The sequence below is a fragment of the Arachnia propionica genome (assembly GCF_003932785.1).
GTDB lineage: Bacteria > Actinomycetota > Actinomycetes > Propionibacteriales > Propionibacteriaceae > Arachnia > Arachnia propionica_B.
The window spans coordinates 23,244-37,327 of the sequence record NZ_RQYT01000027.1 but is presented as its reverse complement, the minus strand read 5'-3'; the positions used below and the strand labels follow the sequence as shown (position 1 = coordinate 37,327).

General features: G+C 69.8%; 13 protein-coding genes. 5 read left to right on the top strand and 8 right to left on the bottom strand.

All coding sequences use genetic code 11. The annotated features are described in order from the left end of the window. Positions 1-317 precede the first annotated feature (317 nt). The gene (tyrS, locus tag EII35_RS10795) at positions 318-1,577 is read right to left on the bottom strand and encodes a tyrosine--tRNA ligase (protein WP_125228476.1); all 1,260 of its coding nucleotides are present in this window, start codon (positions 1,575-1,577) and stop codon (positions 318-320) included. A 79-nt stretch (positions 1,578-1,656) separates the two neighbouring features. On the opposite strand from tyrS, the gene EII35_RS10790 reads away from it, so the two are divergent. Together EII35_RS10790 and EII35_RS10785 are read left to right on the top strand one after the other, a co-directional pair. Continuing rightward, positions 1,657-1,968: an ArsR/SmtB family transcription factor gene (locus tag EII35_RS10790; RefSeq protein ID WP_260465104.1), complete on the top strand. Its 312-nt coding sequence runs from the start codon at positions 1,657-1,659 to the stop codon at positions 1,966-1,968. After that, on the top strand, positions 1,952-2,278 hold the full coding sequence (locus tag EII35_RS10785) for a hypothetical protein (RefSeq protein ID WP_125228474.1): 327 nt from the start codon (positions 1,952-1,954) through the stop codon (positions 2,276-2,278). Before EII35_RS10790 ends, EII35_RS10785 begins: the two co-directional genes overlap by 17 nt. A gap of 89 nt (positions 2,279-2,367) precedes the next feature. On the opposite strand, the gene argH is transcribed toward EII35_RS10785, so the two are convergent. Genes argH through argC form a run of 6 tightly spaced genes read right to left on the bottom strand, consistent with a single transcriptional unit; the run spans position 2,368 to position 8,519 of the window. Further along, positions 2,368-3,774: an argininosuccinate lyase gene (gene argH, locus EII35_RS10780; protein WP_125228473.1), complete on the bottom strand. Its 1,407-nt coding sequence runs from the start codon at positions 3,772-3,774 to the stop codon at positions 2,368-2,370. Further along, positions 3,767-4,270, bottom strand: coding sequence for an arginine repressor (locus EII35_RS10775; RefSeq protein ID WP_125228480.1), 504 nt, complete (start codon positions 4,268-4,270; stop codon positions 3,767-3,769). The genes argH and EII35_RS10775 overlap by 8 nt, the downstream gene beginning before the upstream one ends. Position 4,271: 1 nt before the next feature. After that, positions 4,272-5,444 carry an acetylornithine transaminase gene (locus EII35_RS10770; protein ID WP_125228472.1) on the bottom strand — a complete coding sequence of 391 codons (1,173 nt, stop codon included), beginning with the start codon at positions 5,442-5,444 and terminating at the stop codon, positions 4,272-4,274. Further along, positions 5,441-6,340 (bottom strand): acetylglutamate kinase, encoded by a 900-nt coding sequence (gene argB / locus EII35_RS10765; protein ID WP_125228479.1) that lies wholly within the window; start codon positions 6,338-6,340, stop codon positions 5,441-5,443. Before argB ends, EII35_RS10770 begins: the two co-directional genes overlap by 4 nt. Then, on the bottom strand, positions 6,340-7,491 hold the full coding sequence (gene argJ, locus EII35_RS10760; RefSeq protein WP_125228471.1) for a bifunctional glutamate N-acetyltransferase/amino-acid acetyltransferase ArgJ: 1,152 nt from the start codon (positions 7,489-7,491) through the stop codon (positions 6,340-6,342). The genes argB and argJ overlap by 1 nt, the downstream gene beginning before the upstream one ends. Then, entirely contained in the window at positions 7,488-8,519 is a 1,032-nt protein-coding gene (gene argC, locus EII35_RS10755; protein WP_125228470.1) for an N-acetyl-gamma-glutamyl-phosphate reductase, read from the bottom strand. Before argC ends, argJ begins: the two co-directional genes overlap by 4 nt. A gap of 145 nt (positions 8,520-8,664) precedes the next feature. On the opposite strand from argC, the gene leuS reads away from it, so the two are divergent. Next, entirely contained in the window at positions 8,665-11,499 is a 2,835-nt protein-coding gene (leuS, locus tag EII35_RS10750) for a leucine--tRNA ligase (protein WP_125228469.1), read from the top strand. Between the two features lie 9 nt (positions 11,500-11,508). Beyond that, positions 11,509-11,946 carry a hypothetical protein gene (locus tag EII35_RS10745; RefSeq protein WP_125228468.1) on the top strand — a complete coding sequence of 146 codons (438 nt, stop codon included), beginning with the start codon at positions 11,509-11,511 and terminating at the stop codon, positions 11,944-11,946. On the opposite strand, the gene EII35_RS10740 is transcribed toward EII35_RS10745, so the two are convergent. Continuing rightward, complete coding sequence (locus EII35_RS10740) at positions 11,925-12,488, bottom strand: TetR family transcriptional regulator (protein WP_260465103.1); 564 nt, start codon at positions 12,486-12,488, stop codon at positions 11,925-11,927. The two genes, EII35_RS10745 and EII35_RS10740, sit on opposite strands and share 22 nt — an antisense overlap. 84 nt (positions 12,489-12,572) lie before the next feature. Between EII35_RS10740 and putP the strand changes: the two genes are divergently transcribed. After that, entirely contained in the window at positions 12,573-14,081 is a 1,509-nt protein-coding gene (putP, locus tag EII35_RS10735) for a sodium/proline symporter PutP (protein ID WP_125228467.1), read from the top strand. Positions 14,082-14,084: the final 3 nt, after the last annotated feature.

Genomic DNA, 14,084 nt, shown 5'->3' with positions numbered 1-14,084 from the left:
CAAAAGGGTGCTACACAAAAAATTGGCATTGACTTAAAGCACGCTGTTGAGTTCTCAAGTTTCGGACACCCACCCCGCAGGGGAGCGACTCTATCTAGCTTACCGAAGTTCTCGGTGTTTGTCACATCGAGGGTTTCGGTGGGATTCGGCCGGTCTCCCGGCAGCTCCCCTAGCTTACCCCTGGTTCATCAGGCTGTCAACCCGACTCTCCGAGGAGTGGTGCTGCCTGGTGGATTGCTCCTTCAGGCAGCTCGGAGAACATTACAGACTTCGCCGGGAGGATGCAACTCGAGGAGTCACACCCTCCTGCAGCGCCGTCAGGAGGACGCCACCTGCACCCCGCCGACGGTTCTCCGTCCGCGGCGCAGCACGACGTAGCGATCGGCCAGGAGGTGCTCCCGGTCGAGGACCATGTCGGGGTCCCCGACCTTCTCGTTGTTGACGTAGGCACCGCCCTCCAGCACCGCTCGACGAGCCGCTGCCTTGGAGTCGACGATTCCTGACACCAGGAAGGCGTCGGCCAGCGGGATCGGCAGGCGCACCTCGGCCGCCTTGATCTCCTTCATCACACCCTGGAGCACGACCGGCGACAGCTCCCTCAGTTCTCCCCGCCCGAACAGCGAGCCGGCCGCCGCCACGACGGCCTCGCGCTCGGCCACCCCGTGCACGATGTCCGTGACGTCATCGGCCAGCGCCTTCTGGGCCAGTCGCTTGTGGGGCTCGTCCTCCGTCGCCTTCTCGAGGGCGTCGATCTCCTCGCGGGATCGGAAGCTGAACACCTTGAGGTAGTCGATGACCTTGGCGTCCTCGGTGTTGAGGAAGTACTGGTGGAACGCGTAGGGACTCGTGAGCTCCGGGTCGAGCCAGATCGTCCCGGCCTCGGTCTTGCCGAACTTGGTGCCGTCGGCCTTCGTGAGGAGCGGCGTGGCCATGGCGTGGGCCTTGCCCTGGTCGGAGCGACGGATGAGCTCGACGCCCGCCGTGATGTTGCCCCACTGGTCGGATCCACCGTGCTGGAGGGTGACCCCGTGCCGGCGGTAGAGCTCCCGGAAGTCCATGGACTGCAACAGGACGTAGGAGAACTCCGTGTAGCTGATCCCTGCCTCGAGCCGCCTCGCGACGACGTCGCGGGCCAGCATCCGGTTGACCGGGAAGTGCTTGCCGACGTCCCGCAGGAAGTCGACCACACTCATCTCGGCCGTCCAGTCCAGGTTGTTCACGATGGTGGCGGCGTTGTCCCCCTCGAAGGAGACGAAGCGCGTCGTCTGGCTCCGGATCCGCTCCACCCAGGCCGCGACGACCTCCTTCGGGTTCATCGCGCGCTCCCCCGATTCCTTGGGATCACCGATCTGGCCGGTGGCGCCACCCACGAGCAGGAAGGGCTGGTGCCCCGCCTCCTGCAGTCGCCGGGCGACGAGGAGCTGCACCAGGTTCCCGAAGTGGAGGCTGGTGGCCGTGGGATCGAATCCCACATAGAACTTGACGGGTCCGGCATCGAGGTGCTGACCCAGTGCTTCGAGGTCGGTCGAGTGGGCGATGAGCCCGCGCCAGAGGAGATCGTCAAGAAGAGCATTCACGCGGACAAGGGTAGCGAGAGCGCCCTGAAACGTCCCGCAAGGACTTGACATGCAAGGATTCGCATATAAGAATGGCTGCATGCCGAACGCACGTGTCACCGACTACGAGCCGGTTGCCGCCTTCTTCAAGGCACTGGCCAACCCGGTCAGGGCCGCCATCGTGCACCTGCTCTCCACCGAGGAGCGCACCGTCGGCCAGCTGGTCGAGGAGTTGGGCATCGCGCAGCCCCTCGTCTCCCAACACCTGCGAGTGCTGCGCGGCGCCCGCATGGTGGCCACGCGACGTCAGGGCCAGGTCATCTGGTACCGGATCTGTGACCAGCACATCGCCCACGTCGTGGGCGACGCACTCAACCACACCCAGGAGGGAAGTCATGACCACGACCACTGAGCACATCACCGCCGAGACCCACAAGCACACCCACGGTCCGGACTGCGGCCACGAGGCCGTGATCCACTTCGACCACGTCGACTACATCCACGACGGCCACGCCCACCGGGAGCACGACGGCCACTACGACGAGTGCAGCACCTGCTCCTGTAGCAACTGCGACGACGTCTGCGCCACGTGCACCTGCTCCGACTGCACCTGCGAGAACTGCTCGCACGAGGCCTGCTCCTGCGGCTCCTGCGACTGCAAGTCCTGCTCCTCCTGCGCCTGCGCGGATTGCAGCTGCAAGACCTGCAAGCACGCCGCCTGATGCTCAGGGGGCCACGCCACCTGGCGTGACCTCCGGGACATGCTCTGAACTTCCCGGCTCAGCCATGCGCTGGCCGGGAAGTTCCCGTCTCAGGACTCGGCCCACTCCACAGCAGTGTCGACGGCCCGGGCGAGCTCCAACCGCTGCTCGGCAACCCGCACCTCGGCCGTACCGCCCCTGCCGTTGCGGGAGGCGACGGCCCCCGTCACCGTCAGGACTTCCAGCACCCCGGCGTCGAGGTGCTCGCTGATGACGGGGAGATCCGTCACCGTGAGGTCCTGGAGAGTGATCCCCTTCTCCTCGCAGTACCGCACCGCCTCCCCGGCGACCTCGTGGGCGACGGCGAAGGGCACCCGGTTGCGCACGAGGTGGTCCGCGACGTCGGTGGCGAGCGAGAACCCGGCCGGGGCGAGCTCCGCCATGCGGGCCTCGTCGAAGGTGAGGGTCTGCACCATCATCGAGAAGGCCGGGAGCAGCACCCGCAGCTGGTCCAGGCCGTCGAAGATCGGTTCCTTGTCCTCCTGCAGATCGCGGTTGTAGGCGAGGGGAAGCCCCTTGAGGGTGCTGAGCAGTCCGGCGAGGTTGCCGATGAGCCGCCCCGCCTTGCCCCTGGCCAGCTCCGCCACGTCGGGGTTCTTCTTCTGCGGCATGATCGACGATCCGGTCGACCACTCGTCGGCGAGCCTCGCGAACCCGAACTCCGCCGTGCACCAGATGATGATGTCCTCGCTCAGCCGCGACAGATCCACCCCGATCTGGGCCAGGACGAAGGCGGCCTCCGCCACGAGGTCCCGGGCCGAGGTCCCGTCGATCGAGTTCGGAACCGACGCGGCGAAGCCGAGCTCCACCGCCACCAGTTCGGGGTCCAGCCCCAGGGAGGTCCCCGCCAGCGCCGCCGACCCGTAGGGGCTGACCGCGAGCCTCCGGTCCAGGTCCTGCAGCCGCTCCACGTCGCGCATGAGGGGCCAGGCATGGGCCAGCAGATGGTGGCTGAGCAGCACCGGCTGGGCCGACTGGAGGTGCGTGCGCCCCGGCATGACGGCCCCCAGGTACCGCTCCGCCTGGGTCGACAACGCCTGGACGACGGCGAGGACATTGATCGCCAGGGCGCGGATCTCCTCCCGCAGGTAGCCACGGATGAGGGTGGCGATCTGGTCGTTGCGCGACCGGCCAGCGCGCAGTCGCCCGCCCAGCTCGGCCCCGACGATCTCCTTGAGCCCGCGCTCGAGCGCGCCGTGGACATCCTCGTCGGTGGGGGCCGCGACGAACTCCCCCGCCTCCACCCGACGCAGCAGCTCCGCCAGCCCCTCGTCCATGGCGACGAGTTCCTCGTCGGTGAGCAGGCCCGCGGCGTGCAGGGCCTTCGCGTGGGCCTGGGAACCCGCGATGTCATGCCCTGCCAGGCGCCAGTCGAAGTGGGTGGAGCGGCTCAGCTCGAACATCCACTCGCTCGGGGCCCCGGCGAAGCGGCCTCCCCAGAGTCGTCCCTCAGTCATTGTCCTCCCCTTCCGGGTTCGTCGGGGCGGGTCTCCCCGTCCGGGTCATGTGGGCGATGATGCCAGTGATCCTGTCGGCAGCCTCCTCGTGGCTGGCGATGACGAGAACGGTGTCGTCCCCGGCGATCGTCCCCATCACCCCGGGCAGCCGTGCCCCGTCGAGGTGGGAGGCGAGGAACTGGGCCGCCCCGGGCGGGGTGTGGATCACGATCTGGTTGGTGGCGCTCTGCAGTGACACCAGCACCTCGGAGCACAGGCGGGCCAGGCGCTCCATGGCCGCGCCGCCGTCCTCCCCGGCCGCGCCGACGGCGTAGACGAGCGACCCGCCCGCCGCGCGCCGCTTCACCGCGCCCAGCACCAACAGGTCCTTGCTCAGCGTGGGCTGGCTGACGGCCACCCCCTGAGCCGCGAGGGCGTCGCTGAGTTCGAGTTGGGAGGAGTACTCCCCCTCCTGGAGCAGCCGGCGCAACAACGCCAACCGCGCGGATCGACGCATCTCAGCCACCGGCCCGCTCCAGCCATCCGGGCAGCGCCTCGACGAAACGCTCCAGATCCTCCCGGTGGATCACCAAGGGCGGCGCGAGGCGCAGCACCCCGGGCCTGGGCGCGTTGAGGAGCCAGCCGTCGGCCAGGGCGAGGTCGACGACCCGAGGGGCGATCTCCTCCGCCAGCACCACGCCGAGCAGCAGACCGGCCCCCCGCACCGACACGATGCCGGGGTGCGCCAGCGCCTCGATCCGCTCGACGAGCCACGCGCCGTTGAGTCTGACCTGCTCCAGCAGGCCCTCCTCCAGCAGGTCGAGCACCGCGTGGGCCGCGGCGGCCGCAACGGGGTTGCCCCCGAAGGTGCTGCCGTGGGCACCGGGGGTCAGCAGGTCGGCCGCCTCCCCCGTCGCGATGCAGGCCCCGATCGGGAATCCTCCCGCCAGGCCCTTGGCGAGGGTGATGAGGTCGGCGTCGACGCCCATGGCGCGACCGAGCAGCAGTTCGCCGCACCTCCCCGCCCCGGTCTGTACCTCGTCGAGCCACAGCAGCGCACCGTGCCGGGCGGTGATCTCCCGGGCCGCCGCCAGGTACTCCGGCGAGGCCGGGATCACCCCCGACTCCCCCTGCACCGGTTCGATCACCACCGCTGCGACGGTGTCGTCGACGGCGGCCGCGAGCGCCGCCCGGTCCCCGAAGGGCACGAACTCAACGCCCCCGGGCAGGGGCTCGAAGGGGGCACGGTACGCAGGGGTGTGGGTGAGGGCGAGCGCCCCCATGGTGCGCCCGTGGAAGGAACCCTCCATCGCGATGACACGCGGCCGCCCTGTCAGGCGGGCGATCTTGAACGCCGCCTCGTTGGCCTCGGCCCCGGAGTTGCCGAAGAACACCCGGCCGCCGCCCGCCGCCTCGGCGAGCCGCTCAGCGAGCCGGATCTGCGGCACGGAGGCGAACAGGTTGGAGATGTGCCCGAGGGTCCCCAGCTGGGACGTGACCGCCGCCATGATCGCGGGGTTGCCGTGCCCGAGCGAGTTGACCGCGATCCCAGCCAGCATGTCGGTGTAGCGCTTGCCGTCGGCGTCCCAGACGTGGGCGCCCACGCCCCGCACCAGCACGCGTTTCGGCGTGCCGAACGCGTTCATCATGGCCGCCCGGTAGGCCGCCTGGAGCTCCGCCTGGGTACTCACTGGTGCTCCTTGCTGACCATCGTCCCGATGCCGTCATCGGTGAAGATCTCCAGCAGCAGGCAGTGCGGCACCCGGCCGTCGATGATGGTGGCGGAGGTCACTCCCCCCTCGACCGCCCGCACGCAGGCGTCCATCTTCGGCACCATCCCCGCGGTGAGGGACGGTGTGAGGGCACGCACCTCCTCGGGGGTGATGGCGGTGATGATGCTCGACTCGTCGGGGTAGTCCGCGTAGAGCCCCGCGACATCGGTGAGCATGAGGAGCCGCTTCGCCCCGAGCGCCACGGCCAGGGCGGAGGCAGCGGTGTCGGCGTTGACGTTGTAGACCTGCCCGTCGGGGCCGGGCGCGACGGAGGCGACGACGGGGATGCGTCCCGCGTCGACGATGTCCAGGAGGGCCGCGGGGTTGACGGAGGCGACGTCGCCGACCAGCCCGAGGTCGATCTCCTCATCGTCGATGACGAGTCCCCGACGCTCCGCCCGGAACAGCCCGCCGTCCTCGCCGGACAGGCCGACGGCCAGCGGCCCGTGGGCGTTGATGAGCCCGACGAGTTCCCTTCCCACCTGGCCGACGAGGACCATCCTGACGACGTCCATGGCCTCGGAGGTGGTGACGCGCAGCCCGCCACGGAACTCGCTGGTGATGCCGAGCCGGGTCAGCATCGCGTTGATCTGCGGTCCCCCGCCGTGGACCACCACGGGTTTGAGGCCGACCCGGCGGAGGAAGACGATGTCCTCGGCGAAGGCGCGTTTGAGGTCGTCGTCGATCATGGCGTTGCCGCCGTACTTGATGACGACGGTCTCCCCCGCGAACTTGCTCAACCAGGGCAGGGCCTCGATGAGGGTGGCGGCCTTGGTGAGGAGGAGATCCCGGTTGGGGCTGATGGTCCTGCTCATCATGACGAGTACTCCGCGTTCTCCTTCACGTAGTCGTACGTGAGGTCGGTGGTGAGGATGGTGGCGGTGGCGGGTCCCGCGTGGAGGTCGATGAGGACGTGGACGTGCCGGCCGCTGAGGTCGACGCCGGCGCGGTCCTCGCCGATCTGACCGTCACGGCACAGCTGTACCCCGTTGAAGGCGACGTCGATGCGGTCCGCGTCGAAGACGGCGTCGGTGACCCCCACCGCGGCGAGGACGCGGCCCCAGTTCGGATCGGCGCCGAAGATGGCGCACTTGAAGAGGTTGGAGCGGGCCACCTCCCGACCGACAACCTCGGCGTCGCGTTCGCTGGCGGCGCCGACGACCTCGATGGTGATCTCGTGGTGGGCCCCCTCGGCGTCGGCGATCAGCTGTTTGGCGAGATCCCCGCACACCTCGGTCAGCGCCGCAGTGAAGGCTTCCCGTTCGGGAGCGACCCCGCTGGCACCGGATGCCATGAGCAGGACCGTGTCGTTGGTGGACATGCAGCCGTCGGCGTCGGCGCGGTCGAAGGTGACGCGGGTCGCCTCGGCCAGGCAGGCCTGGAGGTCGCCTGCGGGCAGGTCGGCGTCGGTGGTCAGCACCACCAGCATGGTGGCCAGGCCGGGGGCCAGCATCCCGGCACCCTTGGCCATGCCGCCGACGCTCCAGCCGTCCCGGGCGACGGCCGCCTCCTTGCAGACGGTGTCGGTGGTCATGATGGCCTGCGCGGCATCCGTGCCGCCGTCGGGGCCGAGGGCGTCGGCGGCGGCCTCCACCCCGGCGAGGACGGCGGGCATCGGCAGCCGGACCCCGATGAGCCCGGTGGAGCAGACGGCGACCTCCGTGGCGTCGACGTCGAGGGCCGCCCCGACGGCCTCGGCCGTGGTGACGGTGTCGGCGTAGCCGGGCTGGCCGGTGCACGCGTTGGCCCCACCGGAGTTGAGCACGACGGCCTGCAGCGCCCCGCCGGTGAGGACCTGTCGGGTCCACTTCACGGGGGCCGCGAACACCCGGTTACGGGTCAGGACCCCGGCGGCGGCGAAGCTGGGGCCGAGATTGCGGACCAGCGCCAGGTCCTTGGCCCCGCTGGCCTTGATCCCGGCCGCCACTCCCGCGGCGGTGAATCCCGTGGGGTGGGTGACGCTCATGGTGCGACTCCGATCGTGGTGAGGCCCGCGGTCTCGTCGCAGCCGAGGGCCAGGTTCATGGACTGGATGGCGCCGCCGGCGGTGCCCTTGGTGAGGTTGTCGATGGCGGACACGGCGATCAGGCGCCGGGCGGCCTCGTCGACGGTGACCTGCACCGTGACGCGGTTGGAGCCCACCACGCTGGCCGTGACCGGCCACGCCCCCTCGGGCAGGAGGTCGACGAAGGGCTCGTCGGCGTAGGCGCTCGCGTAGGCCTCGCGGGCTCGGGCGGGGGTGACGCCGTCGCGGATGGGCGCGGAGCAGGTGGCGAGGATGCCCCGCGGCATCGGGACGAGCATCGGCGTGAACGACACGTTGACGGTCTCGTCGGTGACGCGGGAGAGGTTCTGGATGATCTCCGGGGTGTGCCGGTGGACTCCCCCGACCCCGTAGACCGAGGCGCTGCCCATGATCTCGGAGCCCAGCAGGTGGGGTTTGGCGGCCTTCCCGGCCCCGGAGGTTCCCGAGGCGGCGACGATGGTGATGGCCGCGGGGTCGACGAGGCCGGCGGCGACGGCGGGCAGCAGGGCGAGGGTGGTCGCCGTGGGATAGCAGCCGGGGACCGCGATGCGGCGGGTCCCGCGCAGTTGCTCGCGGCAGCCGGGGAGTTCCGGCAGCCCGTACGGCCAGGTGCCCGCGTGGGGGCTGCCGTAGAACCGCTCCCACTGGCTGGGGTCCTCCAACCGGAAGTCGGCCCCGGCGTCGACGACGAGCACGTCGTCGCCGAGCCCGGCTGCGATCTCCGCGGAGGCCCCGTGCGGCAGGGCGAGCATGACGACGTCGTGTCCGGCCAGGTTCTCAGCGGTGGTGGCCAGGATCTCCCGGTCGGCGAGCGGCGCGAGGTGGGGCTGATGCTGCCCGAGCCGGTCGCCGACCGACGAGTTGCCCGTGAGGGCACCGATCTCGACGAGGGGATGCTGCAGCAGGAGGCGCAGCACCTCGCCTCCGGCGTATCCCGTGCACCCGGCGACGGCCACTGTGAAAGTCATGATGAAAACTATGCCTCACATTGAATATCTATTCAACCCTGTGCGTGTCTCGCCCCGCCCCGACCAGGGAAGCCGCGACGGCGGGCTCCGATAGACTCGCCCCACGCCCTCGCCCTCTTGGCGAGGGCCTGTCGTGAGGAGTGAGATGAGCGAGCCGTCGTTCCGTTACACCGCCGAGCTGGCCGGGAGGATCGAGACCGAGTGGCAGGACCGCTGGGAGCAGGAGGGCACCTTCCACAGTCCCAACCCCAGCGGCGTGTGGGCCGACCCGGCCGCGGTCGCCACCCGCGGCGAGAAGCTCTTCATCCTCGACATGTTCCCCTACCCCAGCGGCGCGGGCCTCCACGTCGGCCACCCCCTGGGATACATCGCCACGGACACCTACGCCCGGTACCAGCGGATGAAGGGGCACAACGTCCTGCACGCCCTGGGCTACGACGCCTTCGGCCTGCCCGCCGAGCAGTACGCCGTCCAGACCGGGCAGCACCCCCGGATCACCACCGAGAGCAACGTGGCGAACATGCGACGCCAGCTGCGCCGACTCGGCCTGGCCCACGACCCGCGGCGCGGCGTGTCCACCACCGACGTCGACTTCTACCGGTGGACCCAGTGGATCTTCCTCCAGGTCTTCAACGCCTGGTACGACGAGAAGGCCGACCGGGCCCGCCACGTCGACGAGCTGATCGCCGAGTTCGCCAGTGGGCAGCGCCCCACCCCGTCGGGCCAGCCCTGGGCCGACCTGGACCCCACCGAGCGCCGTCGCGTCGTCGACTCGTATCGCCTGGCCTACCTCTCCGAGGCGCCGGTCAACTGGTGCCCCGGGCTGGGCACGGTGCTGGCGAACGAGGAGATCACCAACGAGGGCCGCTCCGAGGTCGGCAACTTCCCCGTCTTCAAGCGGGACATGAGCCAGTGGATGATGCGGATCACCGCGTACGCCGACCGCCTGCTGGCAGACCTGGAGAAGGTGGACTGGCCCGAGAAGGTCAAGGCCATGCAGCGCAACTGGATCGGGCGCTCCGAGGGGGCGAGGGTCCTGTTCACCGAGGCCACGACGGGCGAACAGATCGAGGTCTTCACCACCCGACCCGACACCCTGTTCGGCGCCACCTTCATGGTGCTCGCGCCCGAACACCCACTGGCTGATCTCGCCGCTCCCGAGTGGCCGGAGGGCACCGATCCGAAGTGGACCGGCGGCCACGCCTCCCCCGCCGAGGCCGTGCAGGCGTACCGGGAGCAGGCAGCCCGGAAGACCGACGCGGAGCGCCGTGTCGAGACGAAGGAGAAGTCAGGCCTGTTCACGGGCCGCTTCGCCGTCAATCCCGTCGACGGTCGCGCCATCCCCATCTTCATCGCCGACTACGTGATGATGGGCTACGGCACCGGGGCCATCATGGCGGTGCCCTCCGGCGACCAGCGGGACTTCGAGTTCGCCACCCAGTACCACCTGCCGATCATCCACACCGTCACCCCCGGCCCGGAGCACGACGGCACATCCGCCTGGACCGGCGACGGCGCGGTCATCAACTCGGAGAACTCGGAGATCTCCCTCAACGGCATGACCGTGGCCGACGCGAAGGCCGCGATCACCGCCTGGCTGGAGGCGAAGGGCCTCGGCGAGGCGAGCGTGACCTACCGGCTGCGCGACTGGCTGTTCAGCCGCCAGCGCTACTGGGGCGAGCCCTTCCCCATCGTCTACGACGAGGCCGGGCTGCCGATCGCGCTGCCCGAGTCGATGCTGCCGGTGACGCTGCCCGAGGTGAGCGACTACAAGCCGCAGGCCCTCGACCCGGACGACAAGGACTCGGACCCGCAGCCCCCGCTGTCCCGCGCCACGGACTGGACCACCGTCGAGCTGGATCTCGGCGACGGGGTGCGGAGCTACCGTCGCGAGGTCAACGTCATGCCCCAGTGGGCCGGCTCCTGCTGGTACGAGATGCGTTACCTCGATCCCGCCAACCAGGAGCGGTTCGTCGACGAGGAGGTGGAACGCTACTGGATGGGTCCCCGGGGCGAGGGCGATGTCGGCGGCGTCGACCTGTACGTCGGCGGCGTCGAGCACGCGGTGCTGCACCTGCTGTACGCGCGGTTCTGGCACAAGGTGCTGTTCGACCTGGGGCACGTCTCCTCCGCCGAGCCGTTCCGTCGCCTGTTCAACCAGGGCTACATCCAGGCCTACGCGTACCGAGACGACCGGGGACAGCCGGTCCCGGCCGACGAGGTCGAGGAGATCGAGGAGAACGGCGTCACCCGCTACGTGTGGCAGGGCCAGGACGTCAAGCGCGAGTACGGGAAGATGGGCAAGTCCCTGAAGAACATCGTCACGCCCGACCTCATGTACGAGCTGTACGGCGCCGACACCTTCCGCCTCTACGAGATGGGGATGGGCCCACTGGACCAGTCGAAGCCGTGGGAGACCCGCGCCATCGTCGGCTCCCAGCGGTTCCTGCAACGCCTGTGGCGCAACGTCGTCGACGAGACCACCGGCGAGGTGCACGTCAGCGACGATGCTCTCGACGACGCCACGCTGCGGGCCATGCACAAGACCATCGACGCGGTGGGCCGGGACTACGACGCCCTGTCGTTCAACACCGCGATCGCCCGCCTCACCGAGTACAACTCGGCGCTGACGAAACTGGACCGGGTGCCCCGCGCCGCCGTCGAGCCGCTGGTGCTCATGGTCGCGCCGCTGGCCCCCCACATCGCGGAGGAGCTGTGGCATCGCCTCGGGCACGAGCAGTCGCTGGCCCATGAGCCCTTCCCGACCGCGGATCCCGCGCTGGTCGCCGACGACACGGTCACGGCCGTGGTGCAGGTGCGCGGCAAGGTGCGGGCCCAGTTCGAGGTGTCGGTGGACATCACGGAGGAGGAGCTGGAGGGTCTGGCCCTGGCCCATCCCCGCATCCTCAAGGAGATCCCGAACGGCGTCCGGAAGGTCATCGTCCGCGCCCCGAAACTCGTCAACGTCGTCCCCGCCTGAGAGGAAGTCATGCTCATCACTTACTTCATCGCCGCCACGGACGAGGAGGCCGCCCGGACCCTGGAGTGGGTCGGGGGCCCGGCAGACCCTGATGAGGGCGAGGCCCTACCCGCCGTCGACGCCGACTTCGAGCCGAGCGTCCAGCTCGGAGCGCTGCTCGAACTCCTCGTCGGCGAGGAGGAGGCCGCGGAGCTCGAGGACGACCTCATCGCCATGGGCGACGACGGCGAGCGCACGGTGACGAGGCTCGACGACCAGGCACGCGACCTGCTGGCCGAGACCGGCCGCGAGGACCTCGACCGGGTCGCACCCCAGTGGGCAGGGATCGAGGAGTTCTTCGGCATGGCCGATCCTGAGGGCCTGGCCGACCAGGCCGACAGGCTCGCGGCACTGGCCCGGCAGGCCCGCGCGGAGGGCCGAGGGCTCTACTGCTGGGCCGTGGTGTAGCCCACCCCGGCCGACAGCCCCCGCACCAGCAGGTTGACGCCGTGGCCGAAGTCGGATTCGGCCTGCTCGGCGTCGAACCCGGCCAGGACGCCGAGGGCCACGAGCTGGCTGCGGGTCTGCTCGGCCATGGTGTGGCCGAGGACGAAGTGGAGGAAGGCGGCCATCGTCGCCTCCGGTTCCGCGACGCCCGCTTTCTGGAGGACCTCCCGACCCTCGGCCGTCGGGTCCACCTCCCCCAGCCCCAGCGCCGTCGTCGACGCCACCAGCTCCGCCCCGTCGCGGTGGTCGAGCAGGACCCGTCGCAGGCGATGGCACCAGCCACGGAGCCACTCGCCGGGCTCCTCGACCTGAGGGACCGGCACCGAGGCGAGGATGACATCCGCGATTCCGGCGAGCAGCGACTGCTTGTTCGGCACGTGGTAGTACAGCGCCCCCGCCTGGACGCCGAGTTCCTCGGCGACGCGACGCATCGAGAGGTCGGCGAGTCCCCAGGTCCCCAGGATGCGACAGCCGGCCGCCACGATTCGAACACTGTTCAGCACCCTCGCATCCTAACCAAATGACGGAAAGCAGCCCACCGCCGCTTCGGTCGGGTTACCTTGGTGGCCAATGCGGAAGGAGCCGCCATGAGTGATCACGCCTACCAGACCATCGCCATGATCGTGTACTTCGTCGCCATGATCCTCATCGGGCTGTGGGCATACCGACGCACCACGGACATCGACGACTACATGCTGGCCGGCCGGCGGCTCGGCCCCGTCGCGACCGCGCTGTCAGCCGGGGCGTCGGACATGTCGGGGTGGCTGCTCATGGGTCTGCCGGGAGCGCTCTACGTCTCGGGTCTCGTGGAGCTGTGGATCGCCATCGGGCTGACGGTGGGCGCCTGGCTGAACTGGAAGTACACCGCCCCGAGGCTCCGCACCTACACCCAGGTCGCGCACAACTCCCTCACCATCCCCACCTTCCTGGGGCGACGGCTCCACGACTCCTCCCGGCTCCTCCAGATCACCGCGGGAATCATCACCCTGGTCTTCTTCACCTTCTATGTCTCCAGCGGGATGGTCGCGGGCGGCAAGTTCTTCAACAGCTCCTTCGGGATGGACTACCGCGTCGGCATGCTGATCGTGGCGGGCACCACGGTGCTGTACACCCTCGTCGGGGGATTCCTCGCCGTCGCGTACACCGACGTGGTGCAGGGTCTCATGATGGTGACGGCCCTGGTGGCGGTGCCCGTCGCCGGGATCATCCATCTCGGCGGCATCGGCCCCCTGGTGCGCACCGTCACCGAGCTCGACCCGACGACCTGGGCACTGTGGGGTGCCTCCACCACCGTGCTGGGCGTGGTCTCCTCCATCGCCTGGGGGCTCGGCTACTTCGGGCAGCCCCACATCATCGTCCGCTTCATGGCCCTCGAGAGCCCCCAGCAGGCGAGGGCGGGGCGTCGCATCGGCATCGGTTGGATGATCCTGGCCTGCCTCGGCGCGGCGGCCACCGCCATCGTCGGCATCGCCGTGCACCGCCGGGACTCGGGTTCCCTCGCCGATCCGGAGACCGTGTTCCTCTCCCTGGGCCAGCTGCTGTTCCACCCGCTCGTCGCGGGCTTCATGCTGGCCGCCATCCTCGCCGCGATCATGTCGACCATCAGCTCCCAGCTGCTGGTCTCCTCCTCCGCGCTGGTCGAGGACCTCTACCGGGCCTTCCTCAAACGGGACCTCACCCCGCAGCGGTCGGTGCTCATCGGCCGGATCGGGGTGCTGGTGGTCTCCGTGATCGCTGCGATCCTCGCCTGGGACGCCAACGACACCATCCTGCGTCTCGTGGCCTTCGCCTGGGCCGGGTTCGGCGCCGCCTTCGGCCCCATCGTCATCCTCACCCTGTACTGGCGACGTCTCACCCGCTGGGGCGCCCTCGCGGGGATGGCGACCGGCGCGATCGTCGTGGCCATCTGGGGCACCCTGGAGGGCGGCGTGTTCGACGTCTACGAGATCCTGCCGGGGTTCCTCGCCAACCTCGCGATGGCCATGGGCGTGTCGTTCCTCTCCACGCCCCCACCCGCCGTGGCGGAGGAGTTCAGCCGTGCCGTCGCCCTCGTGGAGGACTTCTCCAGGGGGGACGGCACCGAGGCTCACAGCTGAAGG